Genomic DNA, 23,169 nt, shown 5'->3' with positions numbered 1-23,169 from the left:
CCGGCCGTCGCGCCACTTGCCGGAGAGCGTCCGCCATCCTAACTCTGGCTGATGCTCGACGCTGCTTTCAAAGCCTTCGGCCAGATGGTCACGCCGCCGCTGCGGGCGGTGCTGTTCAAATCCATCGGCCTGTCGCTGCTGCTGATCGTGCTGATCGGCGTCGGCCTGCAACGCCTGTTCGCCTGGCTCGCCGGCAGCGGCGCGGTGTGGGCGGAGGGCACATGGTCGAGCACGTCGCACGCGCTCTGGGAGACGATCTCCTGGATCCTGTCGATCGCGGCGGGCCTCGGTATCGTCACCGGCGCGGTGTTCCTGATGCCGGCGGTCACCGCCTTTGTCGGCAGCTTCTTCGTCGACGAGATCGCCGACGCCGTCGAGCGCGTTCATTATCCCGCCGACGCTCCGGGCCGCGCTTTGCCGTTCGTGACCGCGATCGTCGAAGGCATCAAGATCGCGGTGCTGACGATCGTCGTTTATCTCTGCGCCCTGCCCTTCGTGCTGTTCGCGGGCGTCGGATTTCTGATCCTGTTCCTTGCCAACGCCTATCTGCTTGGCCGCGAATATTTCGAGCTGGCCGCCATGCGCTTTCGCCCGCCGGCGGAGGCCAGGGCGATGCGCCGCGCCAACCGCGGCTATCTCTGGCTCGCCGGCCTGCCGATCGCCTTCATCGTGTCGATCCCGGTGGTGAGCCTGATCACGCCGCTGTTCGCGATGGCCTATATGGTCCACATCCACAAGCGGATGTCGGGCCCGCGCGCGGAGCTGATCGAGCCGGCACGGGCAGAAACACCGGCAAGACGCTAGCCCTTCGCCCTCAGGTCGTTGACGCGCTTCGCCTTGCCCATCGAGCGCTCGACCGAGCCGGGCTGCACCGTTTTGATCTCCGCGGTTACGCCGATCAGGTTCTTGATGTGATGCGCGAGGTCGCGATTGCAGGACGGCCACTCGCCGTCGGCAACGCCGCTGCGCGCCTCGACGATCACCGTCATGCTGTCGAGCCGGCCGTCGCGGCGCAGTTCGATCAGGAAATGCGGCGCGAGCCGCTCGTCCTTCAGGATGATCTCCTCGACCTGGGTCGGGAAGACATTGACGCCGCGCACGATCATCATGTCGTCGGCGCGGCCGGTGACCTTCTGCATCCGCCGCATCGAGCGCGCGCCGCCGGGCATCAGCCGCGACAGGTCGCGGGTGCGATAGCGGATCACCGGCATGGCTTCCTTGGTGAGCGAGGTAAAGACCAGTTCGCCCAGCTCGCCGTCCGCCACCGGCTCGCCGGTCTCGGGATCGATCACCTCCGGGTAGAAATGGTCCTCCCAGATCACAAGGCCGTCCTTTTCCTCGATGCACTCGACCGAGACGCCAGGCCCGATCACCTCGGACAGCCCGTAATTATCGGTGACGTGCATGTCGAAGGCGTCTTCCAGCTCGTCGCGCATCGCCGCCGTCCACGGCTCGGCGCCGCACATCGCGACTTTCAGCGATGAAGCGCGCGGATCGACGCCTTGCTTACGGAACTCGTCGAGGATCGCCAGCAGATAGCTCGGCGTGGCGAACATCACGTCCGGCTTGAAGTCGCCGACGATCTTCACCTGCCGTTCGGTCATGCCGCTCGACACCGGCACCACCGTCATGCCGAGCTTTTCGGCGCCGTAGTGGAAGCCGATGCCGCCGGTGAACAGCCCATAACCGAAGGCGTTGTGCACCAGCATGCCGGGCCGGCAGCCGGCGGCGCGCTGCGTGCGCGCCATCACGCCGGCCCACATATCGAGGTCATTCTTGCTGTAGCCGACAACGGTTGGCTTTCCGGTGGTGCCGGACGAGGCATGCACACGGGCAAGCTGCTCGCGCGGCATCGCCAACATGCCGAACGGGTAGTTGTCGCGCAGGTCGTTCTTGGCGGTGAAGGGAAACTTCCGCAGGTCGTCGAGCGATGTGAGATCGTCGGGATGAACGCCGGCGTCGTCGAACTTCTTTTTGTAGGGCGTGACGTTGTTATAGGCGTGCGCCAGCGTCCATTTCAGTCGCTTCAGTTGCAACGCCGAGATTTCGTCACGCGAGGCAATCTCGATCGGATCGAGTGTCTCGCGGCGCGGCGTCAGGTCGGCGCCTTTCAGGCGTAGTCCCGGCATGGCGTGTCCCGTCGTTGGACGATGAGGCTACATCTTGCGGCTGGCGGCGTTCCAGTGCTTTTCGAGATTGGCGATCAGCGCCGGACTGAAATGGCAGTAAGCCTGCTCACGGCAGTAGGTCGCCATATAGCGGCGGAACAGGTCGAGCGGCTCCTCGCCGACGCGCAGCGCCCGGCGGTTGCCGGAAGCGCTGACGACGCCGGAACTCGTATAGTCCTCGACCACGCCGGCGATCGCGCTGTCCACCTGATCGTCCGGCACCACGAGATCGCACATCAGCTTGCCTTCGGGGCTGTCGCAGTCGATCCGCTTGTCCATCATGATCGCCTGCCGGGCGATGCGCGGGCCGACGAAGCGCGGGAAGCGCAGATTGGCGAGGCCGGGGATGATGCCTTCCTTGCGCGCCGGCAGCGTCATGTAGGCGCTCTTGCCGGCAACAACATAGTCCATCGCCAGCAGATACTGGCAGCCGCCGCCGATGGCGAAAACGTCGACGCCGGTGATCCAGGATTTCTCGCGCGTGCCGCCATGCACCTCGTCCGGGCTCGCCGTGCCGGTCGCAAGCCCGCGCATCATCTTGTTGACGATGCCCATGTCGCGAACGATGTACCAGAGATAGGGAATCTTGCCGTTGTAGATGTGGGTGAGATTGATGCCGCTGCAGAACACCCGGCGGCCGGCATATTTCGGATGCTGCACCGGTCCACCGCGCAGCACGCAGATCTGGCTGTCGGCGTCGAGGATGGCGATGTCCGCCGCCGTCTCGGTGTCATCGAGCGTGCCGGTATCCTCCGCATTGAGATAGCGCGGGTTCTGGATCGTGACGACGGAGGCCTTGCCCTGCCGCTCGACGCGCGCCGCGCCGAAATCGATCAAACCGGTACGCGCGTATTCGGCGGCGCGCTCGAGCGCCTCGGGCTTCGGCCACAGCATCGCCTCGCACAGATGCATACCGTTGGCCGGATCGGCGAGCACATGGGCGAGAAAAATGCCTTGGTCGACCTCGACGCCGTCTTTCTCGCCCTGCTTGAACTGCGCTTCGGCGTCGACCTGCTTGCGACTCGGCACCAGACCCGGCACCAGCTTCGCCGCGTCATAGGCGAGCTGTTCGAGCCGCACGAAGTTCGAGAGATTTTTCGTCAGCTTGCGATAGATCGCATCGGCGTGGCGCATGAGATAGGCCTCGCGCGAGGCGCGGCCCTTCGTCAGGATTGCCTCGGCGGCGCGCTGCTCGGCGGCGCTGCGCGTCGGCTTGCGCGGCAGCTTGGCGAGCAGGTCCGTGCCCGCCTTCCAGAACTTGCCGTGTGCGGCGGTGTCGCGCGCATAGCTCATAGTGACGCGCGGCTCGGACTTCAGCCAGGCCGCGGCGGCTTTCGGCGAAACTCCGCCGGCGGCGAGAATGGTTTTGGGGTCGTCACTATCCGGCACTTTCACGGCTTTGGTCATCGTCTTTCCTCCGGCATCGTTGTTATTGCGCGACCGTTTTGCCCGGCCACTTGCACAAATCGTTGATGATGCACGTCTCGCACAAGGGCTTGCGCGCCACGCAGACATAGCGGCCGTGCAGGATGAGCCAGTGATGCGCATGACGCTTGTAGTGATCGGGAATGACGCGCTCGAGATTCTGCTCGACCTCGAACGGCGTCTTGCCGGGCGCGAGGCCCGTGCGGTTTCCGATCCGGAACAGATGGGTATCGACCGCGATGGTCGGCTCGCCGAAGGCGATGTTGAGCACGACATTCGCGGTCTTGCGTCCGACGCCGGGCAACAGCTCCAGCGCCTCGCGCGAGGGCGGCACCTCGCCGCCGTGCTGCGCAATCAGCTGCCGAGACAGTTCGACGACGTTCTTTGCCTTGGTGCGGAACAGGCCGATGGTCTTGACGAGATCGCGCACGCGATCCTCGCCGAGCGCCACCATCTTCTCCGGCGTGTCGGCGAGCGCGAACAAAGCCGGCGTCGCTTTGTTGACGCCGGCGTCGGTCGCCTGCGCAGAGAGCACGACGGCGACCAGCAGCGTGTAGGGATTGACGTGGATCAGCTCGCCCTTCGGCTCCGGATTGGCGGCCTGAAAGCGGCGGAATGCCTCCTCGATCTCGGCCGGCGTCCAGGGCTTCGATGCGATTGAGGGAACGAAGGGCGCTTTCGCTGACGTCTTTGCGGCGTTTTTTTTCGTGGTCTTTCGGGCGGTTTTTCTGGCGGCCCCGGCCATTCTTGCGACTTTACCGGCCTTGGCCGTCCGTCCGGACTTTCCACCGCGCGCCGGCTCCGTGCGCCTTGCCGCTGTCCGTTGTTTCGCCGTCTTTCGCGTCATATGTCACGCCTACCGAAAGCCACGGTATACTGCCACGATGACGTTGGACAATCTCTCTGGCACAGCCAATGCGATGAATGGCACGCGGCCGATCTTCACTGCGATTATCACGCCGCATCGCTCGCTCGGGCCGCGCGGCTTCCTGATCCTGATGGCGGTGATGTCGGTGTTCTCCTTCGCCGCCGGCATCGCCTTCCTCATCATGGGGGCCTGGCCGGTATTCGGCTTCTTCGGACTCGACGTGGCGCTGCTCTATCTCGCCTTCCGCATCAATTATCGCCGCGCCACCGCCTTCGAGGAGGTCGTCATCACGCCGGAACAGATGACGGTCCGCAAGGTCAGCCACCACGGCAAGGTGCGGGAATGGAGCGCCAATCCGCTGTGGGTCCGGCTCGAGCAGGAAGTCGACGCCGATTATGGCGTCGAGCGGCTCGATCTCGTCTCGCGCGGCGAGAGGGTCAGCGTCGCCGGCTTCCTCGGCCCCGACGAGAAGGTGAGCTTTGCCCGCGCGCTCGACCGCGCGCTGGCGCTGGCCAAGCGCGGCCCGGACCGCACTGTGCTCCCCTAGACCGCTGAAAAAGCCAGAAATCGGGTGGTTCGGCGCTGGCCCGCTCCCTAGATTTCCGGCCATGATGACAGCAACGCAAAACAGCCAGACCGCCATGTCCGTGAAAGACTTGTCCGCGAAAAAGCTCGCGCTCGCCAAAACCTCGCTCGTCAGGAACCTGCCCGGTTTTGCCCCGCTCACGACGGCTGCCGCCGACTACGACATCGTGCGCCGCGCCATCGCACATATCCGCGGCAACTGGCGCTCGCAGCCGGAGATCGACACCATCGCCGACGCCGCCGGCGTCACCGCGACCGACCTGCATCATCTGTTCCGCCGCTGGTGCGGGCTGACGCCGAAGGCGTTTTTGCAGGCGCTGACGCTCAACCACGCGCGCGACCTGCTGCGCGGCAAGGCGAGCATTCTCGATGCGGCTTACGGGGTCGGCCTGTCCGGTCCCGGCCGGCTGCACGATCTGTTCGTCACGCATGAAGCGATGTCGCCCGGCGAATGGAAGGCCGGCGGCGAAGGCCTGACCCTGACCTACGGTTTCCATCCTTCGCCGTTCGGCATGGCGCTGGTGATGACGACACCGCGCGGGCTCGCCGGTCTTGCGCTCGCCGACGCCGGCAAGGAGCGCGCCGCGTTGAAGGACATGAAATCGCGCTGGCCGCGCGCCAGATATGTCGAGGACTTCGCGGCGACCGCACCGACCGCGCGGCGCATCTTCGACACCGGACTGTGGAAACCGAACCAGCCGCTGCGCGTCGTGCTGATCGGCACCGACTTCGAGGTTCGCGTCTGGGAGCAGCTGCTGTCGATCCCGATGGGCGGTCTCGACACCTATTCGGGCATCGCCGGCAAGATCGATGCGCCGAAGGCGGCGCGCGCGGTCGGCGCCGCGGTCGGCAAGAACCCGATCTGCTTCGTGGTGCCGTGCCATCGCGTCGTCGGCAAGGACGGCGATATCACCGGCTATCACTGGGGCATCACCCGCAAGCGCGCGATGCTCGGCTGGGAAGCGGGACAGGCGGCGACGGCGGCTTAAGCCGCGAGGTCCTTGCGGTCCTGCACCGTGGAATCGGCATTGAGCCGGTAGACGATCGGCGCGCCGGTGCCGATCTCGCGCTTCAGGATGCCTTCCGGCGTCAGCCGTTCCAGCACCATCACCAGCGCGCGCAAGCTGTTGCCGTGCGCGGTGACCAGCACGCGCTCGCCACGCAGCACGCGCGGCTGAATTTCGGTGACGTAATAAGGCAGCGTGCGCGCCAGCGTATCCTTCAGACTCTCGCCGCCCGGCGGCGGCACGTCGTAGGAACGCCGCCAGATGTGCACCTGCTCCTCGCCCCATTTCGCGCGCGCGTCATCCTTGTTGAGACCGGAGAGATCGCCGTAGTCGCGCTCATTGAGCGCAAGGTTGCGGATCACCGGGACTGTCGTCTGCCCCATCTCGGTGAGGATCAGCTCGTTGGTGCGCTGCGCGCGCTTCAGCGCCGACGTATAGGCGACGTCGAACACGATGCCCTGCGCCTTCAGCTTGCGGCCGGCCTCCTGCGCCTCGCCGACGCCCTTCTCCGTCAGATCGACATCGCGCCAGCCGGTGAACAGGTTTTTCAGATTCCATTCGCTCTGGCCGTGACGCACCAGCACAAGCAAGCGTTCGCTCATCACAATCGTTCCTGGCTTGGTATCAAATTCAGATCGCACCGAGACCGAGCACGTCGGCCATCGAATAAAGTCCCGGCTTCTGGCCGCGCGCCCACAGCGCTGCATGCAGCGCGCCGCGCGCGAAGATCATGCGATCCTCGGCCTTGTGGGTGAGTTCGATGCGCTCGGCGGGCCCCGCGAACATCACCGTATGCTCGCCGACCACCGTACCGCCGCGCAATGCGGCAAAGCCGATGTCGCCGGGATTGCGCTTGCCGGTATGACCGTCGCGGCTTCTGACCGAACGCTGGTCGAGATTGACGCCGCGGCCTTCCGCCGCCGCGCGACCCAGAAGCAGAGCGGTGCCGGAGGGTGCATCGATCTTCTGATTGTGATGCATCTCGACGATTTCGATGTCGAACGTATCGTCGAGCGTCTTGGCGACGCGGCGCGCCAGCGCGGCGAGCAGATTGACGCCGAGACTCATATTGCCGGATTTCACGATCGTCGCAGTCTTGGCGGCGAGCACGATCTTCGCCTCGTCGGCCGCGCTCATGCCCGTCGTGCCGATGACATGAACCTTGCGCGCCTTGGCCGCGATCTCGGCGTAATGCAGCGTCGCAACCGGCACGGTGAAGTCGATCACGCCGTCGGCCTCGGATATCGCCTTCTCCGCATCGCCGGTGAGCTTGACGCCGATCTCGCTGATGCCGGCCAACATGCCGGCGTCCCAGCCGATCAGCGGCGAGCGCGGATCCTCCAGCGCACCCGCGAGCGCAAGCCCTTTCGTCTCGGCGATCGCCTTGACCAGCGTGCGGCCCATGCGCCCGCCGGCGCCGGCCACCACCAGCCGCATATCGCCGGACTTTTCGCTTCTGCTGTCGGCCATGTACCCGCTCCCGGATTTCAGGCCGGTATAGCGGGCCGGCAGTTCGATGGAAAGCCGCGCCGGAACCGCCGGGTCAGGCGCCGGGCTGCGGGCCGTCGTAGCCTTCGACCACGACGATGTCGGCCTCGGCGGCGGCCATGCGCACCGCCTTGAGCTTGGCGTAGTCGGCCGAGCGGTAGCACTCCAGCGCCGCCTGGTAGCTCGGAAACTCCAGCACCACGACGCGGCTCTTGCCCTTGCCTTCGACCTGCTCGGTCTGGCCGCCACGCGTCACGTATTTGCCGCCGAATTTCGCCAGCACCGGCCCAAGCACCGCGGCGTAGTTGGCCTTGTAATCGTCCGCGTTCTTCACCTCGACCTGCGCGACCCAGTAACCCTTGGCCATGTCCTGCTTCCCTTCAGTCAGCTTTTCGCGGTGGCAATTTCGGCGACGATCGCCTCCGCCGCCGTCTTCGGATCGGCGGCTTCCGTGATCGGCCGTCCGACCACCAGATAATCGGCGCCGGCGGCGATCGCCTTCGCCGGCGTCATGATGCGCTTCTGGTCGCCGGTCGCGGCGCCCGCCGGCCGGATGCCCGGCGTTACCAGCGCCATCGACGGGCTGACGATGCGGCGCAGCGCGGCCGCTTCCTCGGCCGAACAGACGATCCCGTCGATGCCGGCGTCCGCGGCCTGGCGCGCGCGCGTCGCGACCAGGTCCGTGACAGTGCCGCGGTAACCCGCAGTCGCGAGGTCATTGTCGTCGTAGGAGGTCAGCACCGTCACCGCGAGAATTTTCAGCGACGAGCCGCGCCTGCCGGCAACGGCGGCTTTCATCGTCTGCGGATAGGCGTGGACGGTGAGAAACGTCGCGCCGAGTTTCGCGATACTCTCGGTGCCTTTTTCGATCGTGTTGCCGATGTCGTGCAGCTTGAAATCGAGAAAAACCTGCTTGCCCTCGCCGATCAGCTTCCGGGCGAACGACAGGCCGCCGGCGAAGCCGAGCTGATAGCCGATCTTGTAGAAACTCACCGCGTCGCCGCAGCGCGTCACCAGCGCCTGCGCCGCCTCGACCGAAGACAGGTCGAGCGCGACGATCAGACGGTCTCTTGCAGTCATCGCCATTGCTTGCCTTGTTGCTTGCAGGGTCTCACGTCATCAGCCGGGCGGTGTCGATAAGCCGTTGCGCCACGTTACGCAACTGATTGGCGGAGCGGGTATCCGCCAGTTCGTCCCGCTCGTTGAACGCATGCTCGGCATTCATTACCGAGATCTGTTCGGGGATCACGGTCGCGCCGCAGCCGATTTCGAGCGACTGGCGCAGCGCGAGCAATCCCCGCATGCCGCCGAACGGGCCCGGCGAGGCCGAGCCGAGCGCGAACACGCGGCCCTTGTAGGCGGCGAGCGGCGGATCGTTACGCTCGCGGACGCGCGACACCCAGTCGATGCTGTTCTTGGTCAGCGGATTGATCGACGCGTTGTATTCGGGGCTCGCGAAAAACACGCCCTGATGCGCGCAGATCATCTGCTTGAGCGCCAGCGCGTTGGCTGGCGGGCCGGCCTTGTTCTCGAGGTTCGCGTCATAGATCGGCAGCGGGTAGTCCTCGAGCGAGATGCGCGTCACCTCGACGTCGAGCAGCGTCAGTTCCTTTACCATCAGAGCGGCGAGCTTGATGTTGTGGGAGCCCGCGCGAAGCGAGCCCGGAATGACGAGAATTTTCGGTGACGGCATGGAGCCCCCGGCGAGTGACGCGAGGGCTTCCATAGCACAAAAGCCGATCAGTGGCCGCGATAGACCCAGACGCGCGCCGGGGGCAGGTTGAGCCAGATCACGTCGGAGCCTTCGGCGGAGACCGCATCGAAAGCCCGCGGGATCGGCGGCACCACGGCATAGGTGAACTGGATGAAGGGCGCGCTCTTCGCCAGGAAGTGCATCGCATCAGCAAACAGCCGAAGCCGCGTGCGCATCGGCTTGGTCATCAGCGGCAGGCCGGACACCATCGCCGCCGCGGGATCGCGGACCAGCGGGCCGAGCAGCGAACGCAGCCGGTAGGCGTCGCCCTGCACGACGGTCGCTGCCGGATAGCGTGCGCGCAGCAGGCTGCAGAAGGTCGGATTGAACTCGACGAGCACCAGACGCGCCGGATCGACGCCGCGCGCCACCAATGCTTCGGTGACCGGACCGGTGCCGGGACCAAGCTCGATCACCGGACCGTTCGAATTCGGATCGACGTAGTTCGCCATGGTGCGCGCGAGCGCGCGGCCGGACGGCATGACTGCGCCGGTTGCCAAGGGCTTTTCAAACCATGAGCGAATGAAGCGCATTTCGTCGTCGAGGCGGAGCGACTTCTTCTCGACGCGAGCGACGGACGGGAAAGACATTTCGACCTTACCGGAATGTCACGGGTCTGAACCGACTGTTGCAGCAACGTGACGCACCCAAGCGGTATAGCGGGGCGGAATTAGGGTCAAGATCGTCAGTGCGCAGAGCTGCCACCACCGCCAAGCCCATCAATAAACTCTTTGACTTTACTGAAGAATCCGGCGGACTCGGGCTGCGTATCGGTGGATGACAGGCTTTCGAACTCGGCCAGCAGCTCGCGCTGCCGCTTGGTCAGATTTTGCGGCGTTTCCACCGTCACCTGCACATACATGTCGCCCATCCGCTTGGCCCGCAGCACCGGCATGCCCTTGCCGGCCAGCCGGAATCGCTTGCCGGACTGGGTGCCCGGCGGGATTTTGACGCGCGACTTCGAGCCGTCGACGGTCGGAACCTCGAAGTCGCCGCCGAGCGCGGCGGTCACCATCGAGATCGGCACGCGGCAATAGAGATCGGCGCCGTCGCGCTGGAAGAACGTGTGGCTGGCGATGGACAGGAAAATATAGAGGTCGCCGGCGGGGCCGCCACGCAGGCCGGCCTCGCCCTCACTCGACAGGCGAATGCGCGTGCCGTCTTCGACGCCGGGCGGAATGTTAACCGACAGCGTACGGTCGCGCGTCACCCGGCCGGAGCCGGAGCAGGACGTGCATGGATTATCGATGGTCTGGCCGCGGCCCTGACAGGCCGGGCAAGTCCGCTCCAGCGTGAAGAACCCTTGCTGATGGCGGATGCGCCCCGCGCCGCCGCAATGGGCGCAGGTGGTCGGCTGGGTGCCGGGCTTTGCGCCCGAGCCGGAGCAGGCTTCGCAGGTCACCGGCGTCGGGATGCGGATCTGCGCCGTCTTTCCCCGGAAGGCGTCCTCGATCGAGATCTCCATGTTGTACTGGAGATCGGAGCCGCGTTCGCGGCCCGAGCCGCCGCCGCGCTGACTGCCGCCCATGCCGAAGATGCCTTCGAAAATATCGGCGAAGGCGTCGCCAAAATTCGATCCGAAGCCGTGGCCCTGCCCGCCGCCCATACCCTGCTCGAAAGCCGCATGGCCGAACCGGTCATAGGCCGCGCGCTTGTTGCCATCCTTGAGGACGTCGTAGGCCTCGTTCAATTCCTTGAAGCGATGCTCGCAGTCCTTGTCGCCCGGATTGCGATCCGGGTGATGCTGCATGGCGAGCTTGCGATAGGCGGTCTTGAGTTCGATTTCCGTGCAGGTACGCGTGACGCCGAGCACTTCGTAATAATCGCGCTTGGACATCGCCGCCCCGATTCAAAAAGCCGTCACCCCCAGGCTTTCGCCCGGGGGTGATGTCGTCGCGTTGTCGGTTGCCTTGGACACGGTTCAGCGCCGCACGTCAGGCGGATTTCTTGTCGTTCTTGTCGTCGTCGACCTCGGTGAACTCCGCGTCGACCACGTCTTCCTTCTTGCCGTCGGCGCCGGTAGCGCTCTCACTGTCGTCCGCCGGCTGGCCTTCGGCCTGCTGTGCCTTGTACATCGCCTCGCCGAGCTTCATCGATGCCTGCGCCAGCGTGTTGGTCTTGGCCTGAATCTCCGCGGCGTCGCCGCTCTTGAGAGACTCCTTCAGATCGGCAAGCGCGTTCTCGATCGCGTTGCGATCGGCCTCGCCGACCTTGGCGCCGTGCTCGGACAGGGCCTTCTCGGTCGAATGGACCAGCGTCTCGGCGTGGTTCTTCGCCTCAACCTCGGCCTTGCGCTTCTTGTCCTCTTCGGCGTGCGCTTCGGCATCCTTCACCATCTTTTCGATGTCGGTTTCCGAAAGGCCGCCAGAGGCCTGGATGCGGATCTGCTGTTCCTTGTTGGTCGCCTTGTCCTTGGCGTTGACGTTGACGATGCCGTTGGCGTCGATGTCGAAGGTGACCTCGATCTGCGGCACGCCGCGCGGCGCCGGCGGAATGCCGACCAGGTCGAACTGGCCGAGCATCTTGTTGTCGGCCGCCATCTCGCGCTCGCCCTGGAACACGCGGATCGTCACCGCGTTCTGGTTGTCCTCGGCGGTCGAGAAGACCTGGCTCTTCTTGGTCGGGATCGTGGTGTTGCGGTCGATGATGCGGGTGAACACGCCGCCCAGCGTCTCGATGCCGAGCGACAGCGGAGTCACGTCGAGCAGCAGCACGTCCTTGACGTCGCCCTGCAGCACGCCGGCCTGAATGGCGGCGCCGATGGCGACGACTTCGTCAGGATTGACGCCCTTGTGCGGCTCCTTGCCGAACAACTGCTTCACGACTTCCTGCACCTTCGGCATGCGGCTCATGCCGCCGACCAGCACAACCTCGTTGATCTCGGCCGCCGAAATGCCGGCGTCCTTCATCGCCTGCTTGCAGGGCGCGATGGTCTTCTGAACGAGGTCGTCGACCAGCGCCTCGAACTTCGCGCGGGTCAGCTTCATGGTGAGATGCTTGGGGCCGGAGGCGTCCGCCGTGATGAACGGCAGGTTGATCTCGGTCTGCGTCGTCGAGGACAGCTCGATCTTCGCCTTCTCGGCGGCTTCCTTCAGCCGCTGCAGCGCGAGCTTGTCCTTGCGCAGATCGATGCCCTGCTCCTTCTGGAACTCGTCGGCGAGATAGCCGACCAGGCGCATGTCGAAGTCCTCGCCGCCGAGGAACGTGTCACCGTTCGTCGACTTCACCTCGAATACGCCGTCGCCGATTTCCAGAATCGAAATATCGAACGTGCCACCGCCGAGATCGTAGACCGCGATGGTGCCGTTCTGCTTCTTGTCGAGGCCGTAGGCGAGCGCGGCCGCCGTCGGCTCGTTGATGATGCGCAGCACTTCGAGGCCGGCGATCTTACCGGCGTCCTTGGTGGCTTGACGTTGCGCGTCGTTGAAGTAGGCCGGGACGGTGATGACCGCCTGCTCGACCTTCTGCCCGAGATTGGCTTCCGCCGTCTCCTTCATCTTCTGCAAAATGAAGGCGGAGATCTGCGAGGGCGAATACTGCTTGCCGTCCGCCTCGACCCAGGCGTCGCCGTTCGACGCCTTCGCGATCTTGTAGGGGACGAGCTTCTTGTCCTTCTCGACCATCGGATCTTCGTAGCGGCGGCCGATCAGGCGCTTCACCGCGAAGATGGTCTTTTCCGGATTGGTGACGGCCTGACGCTTGGCCGGCTGGCCGACGAGACGCTCGTTGTCGTCGGTGAATGCGACGATCGAGGGCGTGGTGCGCGCGCCTTCGGCGTTCTCGATGACTTTCGGCGTCTTGCCGTCCATGACGGCGACGCAGGAATTGGTGGTGCCGAGGTCGATCCCGATGACCTTGCCCATGACGTAATACCTCTCAATTTGCGGCAGGCCGGCCGGACCGAATGAGCATCCGGATAGAGCGCCGCGGGCTTCCCGCGGGTCCCTTCACCGACCCCCTGGGGGACGCGATTTGCCGCGTATTTGCGGCCTCGAAGCTCATATAGGAGGGCTGCCCTGCCCTGCAAGACAGATGGTCACATTTCCGTGTCCCGATGGGCGGCAGACACCGCGGAAACCGTTAACAGCCCCTTCAAACCGGCCGTTCAAACACCTTGGCGCGGCGCCCGATCGGCGCTTCGATTGCATGGGCGGCGCGGGGCGGGCGCAAGAGGAGCGAGATGGCGATGATCGACCGGCAAAGACGGCTTCTCACCTTCGGATTGATCGCAGCCGGCATGGCCGGCGGTTTGACCGGCCGGACGGCCCCGGCCCTCGCCGCCACCGTCCGGCCCGACGGCAGGAGCGTGCTTCTCGTCGTCGACGTGCAAAACTGCTTCCTGCCGGGCGGCAGCCTCGCCGTGAAGGACGGCGACCAGATCATTCCCGTCATCAACCGCATCGCCCGCGGCTTCGCGAATGTGGTTCTGACGCAGGACTGGCACACGCCGCGTCACACCTCGTTCGCCTCGCGCCATCCCGGCAAGGCGCCGTTCGAGACGACGAAACTGTCCTACGGCACGCAGGTGCTGTGGCCCGACCACTGCATTCAGGGGACGCCGGACGCGGAGCTGTCGAAAGACCTGAAGCTGCCGCAGGCGCAGCTCGTCATCCGCAAGGGCTATCACAACGACGTCGACAGCTACTCGGCCTTTCTCGAAGCCGACCGCAAGACGCCGACCGGGCTCTACAGCTATCTGAAGGAGCGCAATCTCGGCACGGTCTTCATCGCCGGCCTCGCCACCGACTTCTGCGTTGCCTGGTCGGCGATCGACGCGCGGAAAGCCGGCCTGACCGTCTATGTGATCGAAGACGCCTGCCGCGGCATCGACGTCAAAGGCTCGCTCGCCAAGGCGTGGGAAGACATGCGCAAGGCCGGCGTCAAGCGCATCCAGTCGCGGGATCTCGCGATCTGAGGATCAGTCGTCGTTGGCCGAAGCGGCCGCGGCCTTCGGCGGCGCCTTGAAGACCGCCACCATCGCAGGGCGCAGTACGCGCTCGCCGATCTTGTAGCCGTCCTGGATCACCTGCGCGACGGTGCCGGGAGCAGCGCTCGCATCCGGCACTTCGTACATGGCCTGATGCATGTTCGGATCGAACTTCTCGCCGAGCGGCGAGAACCGCTTGACGCCGTGCTTCTCCAGAACCTTGAGCAGTTCGCGCTCGGTCAGTTCGACGCCCTCGACGAGCACCTTCACGGACTCATTGCCGCGCAACTCATCTTCGAGCGCCTGCATGGCGCGCTGCATATTGTCGGCAACGCCGAGTACATCGCGGGCAAAGCCTGAAATGCCGTAAAGACGGGCATCCGACACCTCGCGCTCGGTGCGCCGGCGCAGGTTCTCCATCTCGGCGAGCGTGCGCAGCAGCTTGTCCTTCATCTCTGCGGCCTCGCGCTGGGCTTCGGCCAGCGGATCGCGAACCGCTTCGGCGCCGGGCGCGGCCGCCGCATCGGCGGGCTCGGGCGCTGCCTGATCTTTGTGATCTTGCGGGCGCGCTGTCGGGTCCGTCATTATCCTCATTCCGTCAGATTGATCGTCGTCAGACCGCCATATCAGGTCTGCGGCGGTAAAAATCAAGCGATCAGCCGGACAAGAGCCGGCTCACCACCCGCGCCGTGTAATCGACCATCGGGATGACGCGGGCGTAATTGAGCCGCGTCGGGCCGATCACGCCGATCACGCCGACGATACGGCCGGCGCCGTCGCGGTAGGGCGCGACGATGGTCGAGGACCCCGACAGCGAAAACAGCTTGTTTTCCGAGCCGATGAAGATGCGGGCGCCGTCGGCCTGCTCCGCGCGGCCCAGGAGGTCGATGACGCCGCGCTTGGTTTCCAGCGCATCGAACAGCGAACGCACCCGCTCGAGATCCTCGACCGCTCTGAGATCTTCAAGCAGATGGGCGTGGCCGCGCACGATCAGCTGGCGCTCGTCGGCGCCGCCGCCCGACCAGCTGGCAAAACCCGCCGCGACGATCTTCTGCGTCAGCGCGTCGAGTTCGGCGCGGCCCTGCTCGACCGTGCGTTCGAGTTCCGCGCGCAGCTCGGCCAGCGTCTTGCCGCGGATGCGGGCATTAAGGAAATTCGCCGCTTCGGTAAGCGAGGAGGTCGGCAAGCCCGCCGGGACGTTGAGCACGCGGTTTTCGACCGTGCCGTCCTCGGCGACCAGCACCGCGAGCGCGCGCTCCGGTTCAAGCCGCACGAACTCGACGTGCTTGAGCCGCGTCGTGGTCTTGCTGGTCAGCACGATGCCGGCGGAGCGGGTCAGGCCCGACAGCAATTGCGAGGCTTCGGTCAGCACCGTCTCGAACGATTTCGCCGCGCCGGCGGTCGCGACCTGCGCTTCGATCGACTTGCGATCCTGCTCGGTGACGTCTCCGATCTCCATCAGCGCATCGACGAAGAACCGCAGGCCGAGTTCGGTCGGCAGCCGGCCGGCCGAGGTGTGCGGCGCCCAGATCAGGCCGAGCTGTTCGAGGTCCGACATCACGTTGCGAACGGATGCCGGCGACAGTGACAGCGCCAATTTACGCGACAGATTGCGCGAGCCGACCGGCTCGCCGGTGGTCAGATAGGATTCGACGATCTGCCGGAAAATCTCGCGCGAACGCTCGTTGAGCGCGGTGAGGCTGACCTGTGTCGATCCGATCGGGATGTCGTGGGACGCCACCGTAAACTCCTACCTTTCCGCAAGAATTGACCATATGGACCGTCTTGTTCAAGACCGCCTTGCCGCGATGCTGCCGCAATGGCACATTTCTAATGAGAGAACGACAGGTTCCCGGGTATCGCATCCGCATGTTTCACCGGTTCACCAGTGCAAGCCGTATCCGCCTCGCGGCGGCGTTTGCGCTCGGCTATGCGCTTTGCGTCGCCTCGCCCGCAGCCGCGCTCGCGATCAACGGTCCTGCGAACGCCCCGGCACACTGCATGACCGAGTATCAGGGCGTCGCCGCCACCCATATCCACATGGCCGACACGTCGCATCACGCCGGCGCGGCGCACCACCCGGACGCCGCACCGGGCAAAGCCATGCCCGATACGGCGAACTCGCCGGCCAAGTGCTGCGGGCTGTTCGGCGTCACGGCGATCCCGCAGGCGCAGACCGTTATCGCGCTTCCGGCAATCATACCGGCAAAGTGCCGCGTCGCCGCGGCCGACAGCCTGTTCGGGCAAGGTCCCGGCCGCATCGACCGTCCTCCGATATCCCTCGTGTTGCTGTGAACCGCGGCGCGGGCCGGCTTCCGCCGCCCGCGCACAGGATCATTCGACACATGAGGGACAACTATGTCCGCGTTCATCCGCGCGCGCGTGGCCGCCAGCCGGCGGCACGTCAGCCTGTGGCAACTCCATATCGTCGTTTCGTTGATGCTGCTCGCGCTTGCGGGCTGCGCCGCGCCGCAAGCGTCAAGCCGCATATCCGACCCTTCCAACGCCGAAGCCGCGGCACCCGGCACAGCCTATCGCGGCGTGCTCCGCAATTATCAAAGCCGCCGTCCCGCGACGCCTGCTGACTGGCGCAGCACCAACGACGCCGTCGCCCCGAACAAGGATTCCAAGTGATGCAACCGCGTGTCCGAACGGGCGCGGTAGCGCTCATTGCTTCGCTACTGCTGAGCGGCTGCGCGGCGTTCTCTCCCGACGGCGGCATGAGCTTTGTCGCCGACACCGCAGGCCACGAGCTTCGCAAAGATGTCGCGGCTATCCGCAGTGACGAGGATGCGAGCGCCGCTCGCGAGGCAGTTACGCGGCTGCTCAAGCGCCCGCTCACCGCCGATGCCGCGGTGCAGGTCGCACTGCTCAACAATCGGGGCCTGCAGGCAGCCTATGCCGAACTCGGCATCGCCGAGGCGCGCATGGTTGCTGCAAGCTTGCCGCCAAGCCCCACACTGTCGGTGTCGCGACTCGCCGGCGGCGGCGCATCCGAAATCGAAGGCAAGCTGCTTGGCGATATTCTCGCGCTCGCAACCCTGCCGGCACGCAGCGAAACCGCCCACAAGCGGTTTCGTCAGGCGCAGCTCCGCGCCGCAGAGGAGACATTGCGGCTCGCGCAGGAGGCGCGGCGCACGTGGTATCAGGCCGTCGCGAGCCAGCAACTTGTCGGATACCTGTCGCAAGCGCAGACCGCGGCCGACACCGCCGCCACTCTTTCGGAACGGCTCGGCAAGACCGGCGCAATCAACAAGCTCGATCAGGCGCGGCAACAGACCTTTTACGCGGAGACCGCCGCGCAGCTCGCGACCGCCCGGCAGGGCGCCGCGAGCGATCGCGAACGGCTTGTCCGCGCGCTGGGTCTGTGGGGACGCGACCTCAACTTCCGGCTACCTTCGACGCTGCCGGCACTGCCGCCGCGGCCGCTGGTGCAACCCGCGATCGAGCGGGAGGCGATCAAGCGGCGCATCGATGTGCAGATCGCGAGACTGGAAACCGAGGCGCTCGCGGCCACGCTCGGCCTTACCCAAGCGACACGCTTTCTCGACGTGTTCGAACTCGCGGGCCTCGGCAAGCGCACCAAGGCCGGAGACGAGATCGAGCGCGAGCGCGGGCTGGAGGTCGAGCTGCGGATTCCGCTGTTCGACTTCGGCGAGAGCCGCGTTCGCGAGGCCGAGCAACGCTACACGCAGGCGATCAACCGTCTTGCCGAAACCGCGGTCAATGCACGCTCGCAGGCCCGCGACGCCTATCGCAGCTATCGGGCGACCTACGACATCGCCGGTCACTATCGGCGCGAGATCCTGCCGCTTCGGCAGATCATCTCCGACGAAATGCTGCTTCGCTACAACGCGATGCAGATCGACGTCTTCACGCTGCTCACCGAAGCGCGGCAACGCATTGCCGCAAACACCGCCGCAATCGAAGCGAAGCGCAATTTCTGGCTCGCCAGCACCACGCTGTCGGCAGCCGTGATCGGTGGCATGCCGGCCGGCGCCTCGTCATCGCCCGCCATGGCGATGGCTGGCGGCGGCGAAGCAGAAGGGCACTGACATGACATCCGACAATCCACGGAGAAAAACCATGATCTCTCGCCGCAGCCTGGTCGGTGGATCGGCCGTTCTCGCCGGGGCCGCCGCTATCAGCGGACGGGTGCAGGCAGCCGGCATTCCAGAGGCGCCAACCATGACGTCGCCGGCGATGCAGCCGCCGCTCCATCCCGCAAGCGGTCCGGACTATCAGCCGGTGGTGACGCTGAACGGCTGGACGCTGCCGTGGCGGATGAACGGCGACTGGAAGGAGTTTCATCTCGTCGCCGAGCCTGTGGTCCGCGAGATAGCGCCCGGCATGAAGGCGCATTTGTGGGGCTACAACGGTCAGTCGCCCGGCCCGACCATCGAGGCGGTCGAAGGCGACAAGGTGCGCATTTTCGTCACCAACAAGCTGCCGGAACACACCACGATCCATTGGCACGGCATGCTGCTGCCGAATGGAATGGACGGCGTCGGCGGCCTGACACAGCCGCACATCAAACCCGGCAAAACCTTCGTCTATGAATTCGTGCTGAAGAAAAGCGGCACGTTCATGTACCACCCGCACGCCGACGAAATGGTGCAGATGGCGATGGGCATGATGGGCTCCTTCGTCGTGCACCCGCGCGATCCGAAATTCATGCGGGCCGACCGCGACTTCGTGTTCCTGCTCAACGCCTACGACATCGACCCCGGGGCCTACATGCCGAAGGTCATGACGATGACCGACTTCAATCTGTGGACCTTCAACAGCCGGGCGTTTCCCGGCATCGACCCGCTGGTCGTGCGCAAGAGCGACCGCACGCGTATCCGCGTCGGCAACCTGACGATGACCAACCATCCGGTGCACATGCACGGCTATCACTTCGCCGTCACCTGCACCGACGGCGGATGGGTTCCGGAGGGTGCGCGCTGGCCGGAAGTCACCATCGACATTCCGGTCGGCGGCATGCGCGCGTTCGAATTCGTTGCCGACGAGCCGGGCGACTGGGCGCTGCACTGTCACAAGTCGCATCACACCATGAATGCGATGGGACACGGCGTGAAAACCTTCATCGGCGCGCAAAAGCGCGATCTCGTGCGCGCGATCCGCGGCGTCGCCTCGCCGGACTACATGCCGATGGCGACAGCGGGCATGGCCGACATGGGCGAGATGGAAATGCCGATGCCGGACAACACGCTGCCGATGATGACGGGCTTTGCGCAATTCGGCCCCGTCGAGATGGGCGGCATGTTCACGGTGGTGAAGGTCCGCGAAGGCCTCGCCGCCAATGACTACAAGGATCCGGGCTGGTTCAAGCACCCGCCCGGCACGGTCGCCTACGAGATCGCCGCCGCTCCCGGCGGCGAACCGCCGCGTCAACGCGGCGAAGCACCGAAGAAACCCGCCATCGAAGTCGATGTCGTCAAGCCGGGGGCACGCAGACCGCACTCCGGTCAGCATTAAATCAAGGAGAGAAAGCACATGCTGAAAACGACACTTGCGGTTCTGACCGTCGCAACGGCGCTCGTTGCAACCGCGGCTCCTGGCTCGAGCCATGAATCGAAATCGGGCCACCCGCAATTCTCCGCGGGCGAGCCGGGCGATCCGGCAAAGCCATCGCGCACCGTCAAGGTCATCATGCGTGAAGACGGCAAGAAGATGCTGTTCGAACCGAACAGCATCGCCGTCCGCAAGGGCGAGCAGATTCGCTTCGTCCTCGATAATGCGGGCGCCAAGGATCATGAGTTCGTTCTCGCCACCGTGACGGAGAACAAGAAACACGCCGAGATGATGAAGAAGCATCCGCACATGGAGCACGACGATCCGAACGCCAAGCAGCTCGCCGCGTCGCTGAGCGGCGAAGTTCTCTGGAAGTTCACCAAGACCGGGACCTTCGAGTTCGCCTGTCTTATCCCCGGCCACTACGAGGCTGGGATGCGCGGCTCGATCACCGTGAAGTAGCTAACCGCAATCGGAGAAAGGACGTTGAAATGAAATCTATCCGCCGCTCGCTCCTCGCCGGCATGCTGTGCCTGAGCGCCGTTGCAGGCACTACGGCATTTGCGCAGTCGAGGCTGATTCAGGGCCAGGTTACCAAGGTCGACCAAAGCGCCGGCAAGATCACGATCAAACACGGCCCGGTCAAGAAGTTCGACATGGACATGGGCATGACCATGGTGTTCCGCGCCGCCGACCCGTCGATGCTCAAGGCGGTGAAGGCGGGCGACAAGGTCAAATTCGACGCCGACAAGGTGAACGGGCAGTTCACCGTCACCAAGATCGAAAAGGCGAAATAACCCACCTTGAAAATGGCCGGACCGCACTTGTCCCTGCGGTCCGGCCCGCCTAAAAGGCGGCTTGCCCGTGCTCAACCCGCACACGGGCGGACACGAGGTTTTTCATGCGCCCCAGCCGCCGCCAGCCCGACGATCTTCGCGCGGTGTCGCTCGAGCGGGGCGTGGTCAAATACGCCGAAGGCTCCTGTTTCGTGAAATTCGGCGACACCCATGTGCTGGTGACGGCGAGCCTCGAGGAGCGCCTGCCGCCGTGGCTCAAGGGCCAAGGCCGCGGCTGGGTCACCGCCGAATACGGTATGCTGCCGCGCGCGACCTCCGAGCGAACCCGCCGCGAGGCTTCCGCCGGCAAGCAGGGCGGCCGCACGGTGGAAATCCAGCGGCTGATCGGACGCTCCTTGCGTTCGGTGATCGACCTGCCCGCGCTCGGCGAACGGCAGATCACGGTCGACTGCGACGTCATCCAGGCCGACGGCGGCACCCGCACCGCCTCGATCACCGGCGCATGGGTCGCGCTTGCCGACTGCCTCAACTGGATGAAATCGCGCGACATGATCAAGCAGCCGGTGCTGCGCGATCACATCGCGGCGGTGTCGTGCGGCGTCTATCGCAATGTCGCGGTGCTCGATCTCGACTATGCGGAAGACTCTGAAGCCGAGACCGACGCCAATTTCGTCATGACCGGCAGCGGCAACATCGTCGAGATTCAGGCGACCGCCGAAAAGACCCCCTTCAGCGAGGACGAGTTCAATGCGCTGCTCGGTCTCGCCCGCAAGGGCATTGCGCGGCTCGTGGACCTGCAGAAGCTGGCGGTGACGTGAGCGAGCAAGCGACCTCTCGCGATGAAACGGCGCATCGGCAACTGACCGACCGCGTCGTCATCGCCACGCATAATTCCGGCAAGCTCGTCGAGATGCGCGACCTGCTCGCACCCTATGGCGTGTCGGTCGTCTCGGCCGGCGAATTGAAGCTCGCGGAACCGGAGGAAACCGGTACCACGTTCCGCGCCAATGCCCGCATCAAGGCGGAAGCCGCGGCAAAGGCGACCGGCCTGCCCGCATTCGCCGACGACTCAGGTATTGTCGTCGACGCACTCGGCGGCGAGCCCGGCATCTATTCGGCGCGCTGGGGCGGCCCCAACAAGGACTTTCAGTTCGCGATGCGCACCATCGAGGACAAGCTTCAGGCCCTCAAGACCGCCGATCGTCGCGCGCATTTCGTCTCGGCGCTGTGCATCGCCTGGCCGGATGGCCACCTCGAAGAATTCGAGGCGCAGGTCGACGGCGTGCTGGTGTGGCCGCCGCGCGGCACGCAGGGCTTCGGCTACGATCCGATGTTCCTGCCCGACGGTCATGACCGCACCTTCGGCGAGATGAGCGCGGATGAGAAACACGGCCTGCCGCCGCGCGGCAAAGGCCTGTCGCACCGTGCCCGCGCTTTCGTGAAACTGGCGGAGGCCTGCCTTGTCCGCCACTGAGAACAACCAGGATTTCGGCGTCTACATTCACTGGCCGTTCTGCCTGTCGAAGTGCCCCTATTGCGACTTCAACAGCCATGTCCGCCATCAGCCGCCGGACGAAGAGCGCTTCCTGCAAGCCTTCGCAGCCGAGATCGCGACCACTGCGGCGCGCGCGCCCGGCCGCAAGGTCTCGACCATCTTCTTCGGCGGCGGCACGCCGTCGCTGATGAAACCGGCAACCGTCGGCGGCATTCTCGACACCATCGCGCGGCACTGGACGATCGCGCCGAATGTCGAGGTGACGCTCGAAGCCAATCCGTCGAGCGTCGAGGCGCAGCGCTTCCGCGGCTATCGCGGCGCCGGCGTCAACCGCGTCTCGCTCGGCGTGCAGGCGCTCGACGACGCCAGCCTGCGCGAGCTCGGCCGGTTGCACACCGCGGAGGACGCGCTGGCCGCCGTCGCCACCGCGCGCGGCATTTTCCAGCGTTACTCGTTCGACCTGATCTATGCCCGGCCGCAGCAGACGCCGGAGGCCTGGGCCGCCGAACTCAAACGCGCCATCGCCGAGGCCGCCGAGCACTTGTCGCTTTACCAGCTCACCATCGAGCCCGACACGCCGTTCGCCGCGCTGCATAAGGCCGGCAAGCTCGTCACGCCGGACGAGGACACCGGCCGCGCGCTCTATGACGTCACGCAGGAGATTTGCGCGGCGGCGGGCCTGCCGGCTTACGAGATTTCCAACCATGCGCGGCCCGGCCGCGAATGCCGGCACAATCTCGTCTACTGGCGCGGCCACGACTATGCCGGCATCGGACCCGGCGCGCATGGCCGCCTCACCGTCGACGGCGCGCGCCTCGCAACCGAAACCGACAAGCGCCCCGAAGGCTGGCTGATGCGCGTCGAAGCGAACGGCCACGGCATCACCGTCGAGGAAGAGCTGACGCATACCGAGCGCGCCGACGAATATCTGCTGATGGGCCTGCGGCTTGCCGAGGGCATCGATCTCGACCGTTTCAAGGCGATTGCCGGCCGCGACATCGATCCGGAGAAGATCGCCTTCCTGCGCGAGCAGGGCGCGGTCGAAACCACCGCGGACGGCAAGCTGCGCGTGACGCTCGAAGGCTTCCCGATCCTCGACGCCGTGGTCGCGGATCTCGCCGCCTGATCTGCGATTAAAG

General features: G+C 65.4%; 26 protein-coding genes. 13 read left to right on the top strand and 13 right to left on the bottom strand.

All coding sequences use genetic code 11. The annotated features are described in order from the left end of the window. Nucleotides 1–51: 51 nt before the first annotated feature. Entirely contained in the window at nt 52–804 is a 753-nt protein-coding gene (locus AB7F10_RS12135) for a sulfate transporter family protein (RefSeq protein ID WP_428561213.1), read from the top strand. Here AB7F10_RS12135 and paaK read toward each other — a convergent pair. From paaK to nth, 3 genes are read right to left on the bottom strand one after another with little or no spacing between them, the layout of a single operon-like run. Beyond that, nucleotides 801–2,129, bottom strand: coding sequence for a phenylacetate--CoA ligase PaaK (paaK, locus tag AB7F10_RS12130; RefSeq protein WP_428561211.1), 1,329 nt, complete (start codon nt 2,127–2,129; stop codon nt 801–803). The genes AB7F10_RS12135 and paaK overlap by 4 nt on opposite strands. Nucleotides 2,130–2,156: 27 nt before the next feature. Continuing rightward, nucleotides 2,157–3,575 carry an enoyl-CoA hydratase/isomerase family protein gene (locus tag AB7F10_RS12125; RefSeq protein ID WP_428561208.1) on the bottom strand — a complete coding sequence of 473 codons (1,419 nt, stop codon included), beginning with the start codon at nt 3,573–3,575 and terminating at the stop codon, nt 2,157–2,159. 22 nt (nt 3,576–3,597) lie between these two features. Then, a complete protein-coding gene (nth, locus tag AB7F10_RS12120) occupies nt 3,598–4,338 on the bottom strand; it encodes an endonuclease III (RefSeq protein WP_428561205.1) in 741 nt (246 codons plus the stop codon). Between the two features lie 139 nt (nt 4,339–4,477). On the opposite strand from nth, the gene AB7F10_RS12115 reads away from it, so the two are divergent. Both AB7F10_RS12115 and AB7F10_RS12110 read left to right on the top strand, forming a co-directional pair. After that, on the top strand, nt 4,478–5,008 hold the full coding sequence (locus AB7F10_RS12115) for a DUF2244 domain-containing protein (protein ID WP_428561202.1): 531 nt from the start codon (nt 4,478–4,480) through the stop codon (nt 5,006–5,008). Nucleotides 5,009–5,102: 94 nt separating this feature from the next. Continuing rightward, nucleotides 5,103–6,035 carry a methylated-DNA--[protein]-cysteine S-methyltransferase gene (locus AB7F10_RS12110; RefSeq protein WP_428561199.1) on the top strand — a complete coding sequence of 311 codons (933 nt, stop codon included), beginning with the start codon at nt 5,103–5,105 and terminating at the stop codon, nt 6,033–6,035. Here the strand turns inward: AB7F10_RS12110 and AB7F10_RS12105 are convergent. The 8 genes from AB7F10_RS12105 to dnaK form a co-directional block, all read right to left on the bottom strand. Next, on the bottom strand, nt 6,032–6,655 hold the full coding sequence (locus AB7F10_RS12105) for a 2,3-bisphosphoglycerate-dependent phosphoglycerate mutase (protein WP_428561196.1): 624 nt from the start codon (nt 6,653–6,655) through the stop codon (nt 6,032–6,034). The two genes, AB7F10_RS12110 and AB7F10_RS12105, sit on opposite strands and share 4 nt — an antisense overlap. 28 nt (nt 6,656–6,683) lie before the next feature. Continuing rightward, entirely contained in the window at nt 6,684–7,523 is an 840-nt protein-coding gene (dapB, locus tag AB7F10_RS12100) for a 4-hydroxy-tetrahydrodipicolinate reductase (protein WP_428561193.1), read from the bottom strand. Between the two features lie 73 nt (nt 7,524–7,596). After that, on the bottom strand, nt 7,597–7,908 hold the full coding sequence (locus AB7F10_RS12095; RefSeq protein ID WP_428561191.1) for a DUF1330 domain-containing protein: 312 nt from the start codon (nt 7,906–7,908) through the stop codon (nt 7,597–7,599). Between the two features lie 17 nt (nt 7,909–7,925). Then, on the bottom strand, nt 7,926–8,621 hold the full coding sequence (gene pyrF / locus AB7F10_RS12090) for an orotidine-5'-phosphate decarboxylase (protein WP_428561189.1): 696 nt from the start codon (nt 8,619–8,621) through the stop codon (nt 7,926–7,928). A gap of 31 nt (nt 8,622–8,652) precedes the next feature. Next, nucleotides 8,653–9,234: an NADPH-dependent FMN reductase gene (locus AB7F10_RS12085; RefSeq protein WP_428561187.1), complete on the bottom strand. Its 582-nt coding sequence runs from the start codon at nt 9,232–9,234 to the stop codon at nt 8,653–8,655. Nucleotides 9,235–9,281: 47 nt separating this feature from the next. Next, entirely contained in the window at nt 9,282–9,884 is a 603-nt protein-coding gene (locus AB7F10_RS12080; RefSeq protein ID WP_428561185.1) for a class I SAM-dependent methyltransferase, read from the bottom strand. A gap of 95 nt (nt 9,885–9,979) precedes the next feature. Beyond that, the gene (gene dnaJ, locus AB7F10_RS12075; protein WP_428561182.1) at nt 9,980–11,131 is read right to left on the bottom strand and encodes a molecular chaperone DnaJ; all 1,152 of its coding nucleotides are present in this window, start codon (nt 11,129–11,131) and stop codon (nt 9,980–9,982) included. Between the two features lie 97 nt (nt 11,132–11,228). Continuing rightward, complete coding sequence (gene dnaK, locus AB7F10_RS12070; protein WP_428561180.1) at nt 11,229–13,157, bottom strand: molecular chaperone DnaK; 1,929 nt, start codon at nt 13,155–13,157, stop codon at nt 11,229–11,231. Nucleotides 13,158–13,480: 323 nt separating this feature from the next. Here dnaK and pncA point away from each other — a divergent pair, with 323 nt between their 5' ends. Further along, nucleotides 13,481–14,209: a bifunctional nicotinamidase/pyrazinamidase gene (pncA, locus tag AB7F10_RS12065; RefSeq protein ID WP_428561592.1), complete on the top strand. Its 729-nt coding sequence runs from the start codon at nt 13,481–13,483 to the stop codon at nt 14,207–14,209. 3 nt (nt 14,210–14,212) lie between these two features. Here the strand turns inward: pncA and grpE are convergent, their stop codons facing one another. Together grpE and hrcA are read right to left on the bottom strand one after the other, a co-directional pair. Continuing rightward, complete coding sequence (gene grpE / locus AB7F10_RS12060; RefSeq protein ID WP_428561178.1) at nt 14,213–14,806, bottom strand: nucleotide exchange factor GrpE; 594 nt, start codon at nt 14,804–14,806, stop codon at nt 14,213–14,215. A gap of 70 nt (nt 14,807–14,876) precedes the next feature. Next, nucleotides 14,877–15,962 carry a heat-inducible transcriptional repressor HrcA gene (gene hrcA, locus AB7F10_RS12055; RefSeq protein ID WP_428561175.1) on the bottom strand — a complete coding sequence of 362 codons (1,086 nt, stop codon included), beginning with the start codon at nt 15,960–15,962 and terminating at the stop codon, nt 14,877–14,879. Between the two features lie 128 nt (nt 15,963–16,090). On the opposite strand from hrcA, the gene AB7F10_RS12050 reads away from it, so the two are divergent. The 9 genes from AB7F10_RS12050 (at nt 16,091) to hemW (ending at nt 23,156) form a co-directional block, all read left to right on the top strand. Continuing rightward, nucleotides 16,091–16,516: a hypothetical protein gene (locus AB7F10_RS12050; RefSeq protein WP_428561172.1), complete on the top strand. Its 426-nt coding sequence runs from the start codon at nt 16,091–16,093 to the stop codon at nt 16,514–16,516. A 63-nt stretch (nt 16,517–16,579) separates the two neighbouring features. Beyond that, nucleotides 16,580–16,855, top strand: coding sequence for a hypothetical protein (locus AB7F10_RS12045; protein ID WP_428561170.1), 276 nt, complete (start codon nt 16,580–16,582; stop codon nt 16,853–16,855). Further along, nucleotides 16,855–18,276 (top strand): TolC family protein, encoded by a 1,422-nt coding sequence (locus tag AB7F10_RS12040; protein WP_428561168.1) that lies wholly within the window; start codon nt 16,855–16,857, stop codon nt 18,274–18,276. The genes AB7F10_RS12045 and AB7F10_RS12040 overlap by 1 nt, the downstream gene beginning before the upstream one ends. Before the next feature lie 31 nt (nt 18,277–18,307). Further along, nucleotides 18,308–19,702, top strand: coding sequence for a multicopper oxidase family protein (locus tag AB7F10_RS12035; RefSeq protein WP_428561166.1), 1,395 nt, complete (start codon nt 18,308–18,310; stop codon nt 19,700–19,702). Nucleotides 19,703–19,720: 18 nt separating this feature from the next. Next, nucleotides 19,721–20,200, top strand: coding sequence for a cupredoxin domain-containing protein (locus tag AB7F10_RS12030; RefSeq protein ID WP_428561164.1), 480 nt, complete (start codon nt 19,721–19,723; stop codon nt 20,198–20,200). 29 nt (nt 20,201–20,229) lie between these two features. Beyond that, a complete protein-coding gene (locus AB7F10_RS12025; RefSeq protein WP_428561162.1) occupies nt 20,230–20,535 on the top strand; it encodes a copper-binding protein in 306 nt (101 codons plus the stop codon). A 104-nt stretch (nt 20,536–20,639) separates the two neighbouring features. After that, entirely contained in the window at nt 20,640–21,353 is a 714-nt protein-coding gene (gene rph / locus AB7F10_RS12020; RefSeq protein ID WP_428561160.1) for a ribonuclease PH, read from the top strand. Next, complete coding sequence (rdgB, locus tag AB7F10_RS12015; protein WP_428561158.1) at nt 21,350–22,009, top strand: RdgB/HAM1 family non-canonical purine NTP pyrophosphatase; 660 nt, start codon at nt 21,350–21,352, stop codon at nt 22,007–22,009. The genes rph and rdgB overlap by 4 nt, the downstream gene beginning before the upstream one ends. Further along, nucleotides 21,996–23,156 (top strand): radical SAM family heme chaperone HemW, encoded by a 1,161-nt coding sequence (gene hemW, locus AB7F10_RS12010; RefSeq protein ID WP_428561156.1) that lies wholly within the window; start codon nt 21,996–21,998, stop codon nt 23,154–23,156. Before rdgB ends, hemW begins: the two co-directional genes overlap by 14 nt. Nucleotides 23,157–23,169 lie beyond the last annotated feature (13 nt).

The organism is Pseudolabrys sp. (genome assembly GCF_050250095.1).
Lineage (GTDB): Bacteria > Pseudomonadota > Alphaproteobacteria > Rhizobiales > Xanthobacteraceae > Pseudolabrys.
Note: the sequence above shows the minus strand (reverse complement) of the source record. Positions and strands in the feature narration are given on the sequence as shown.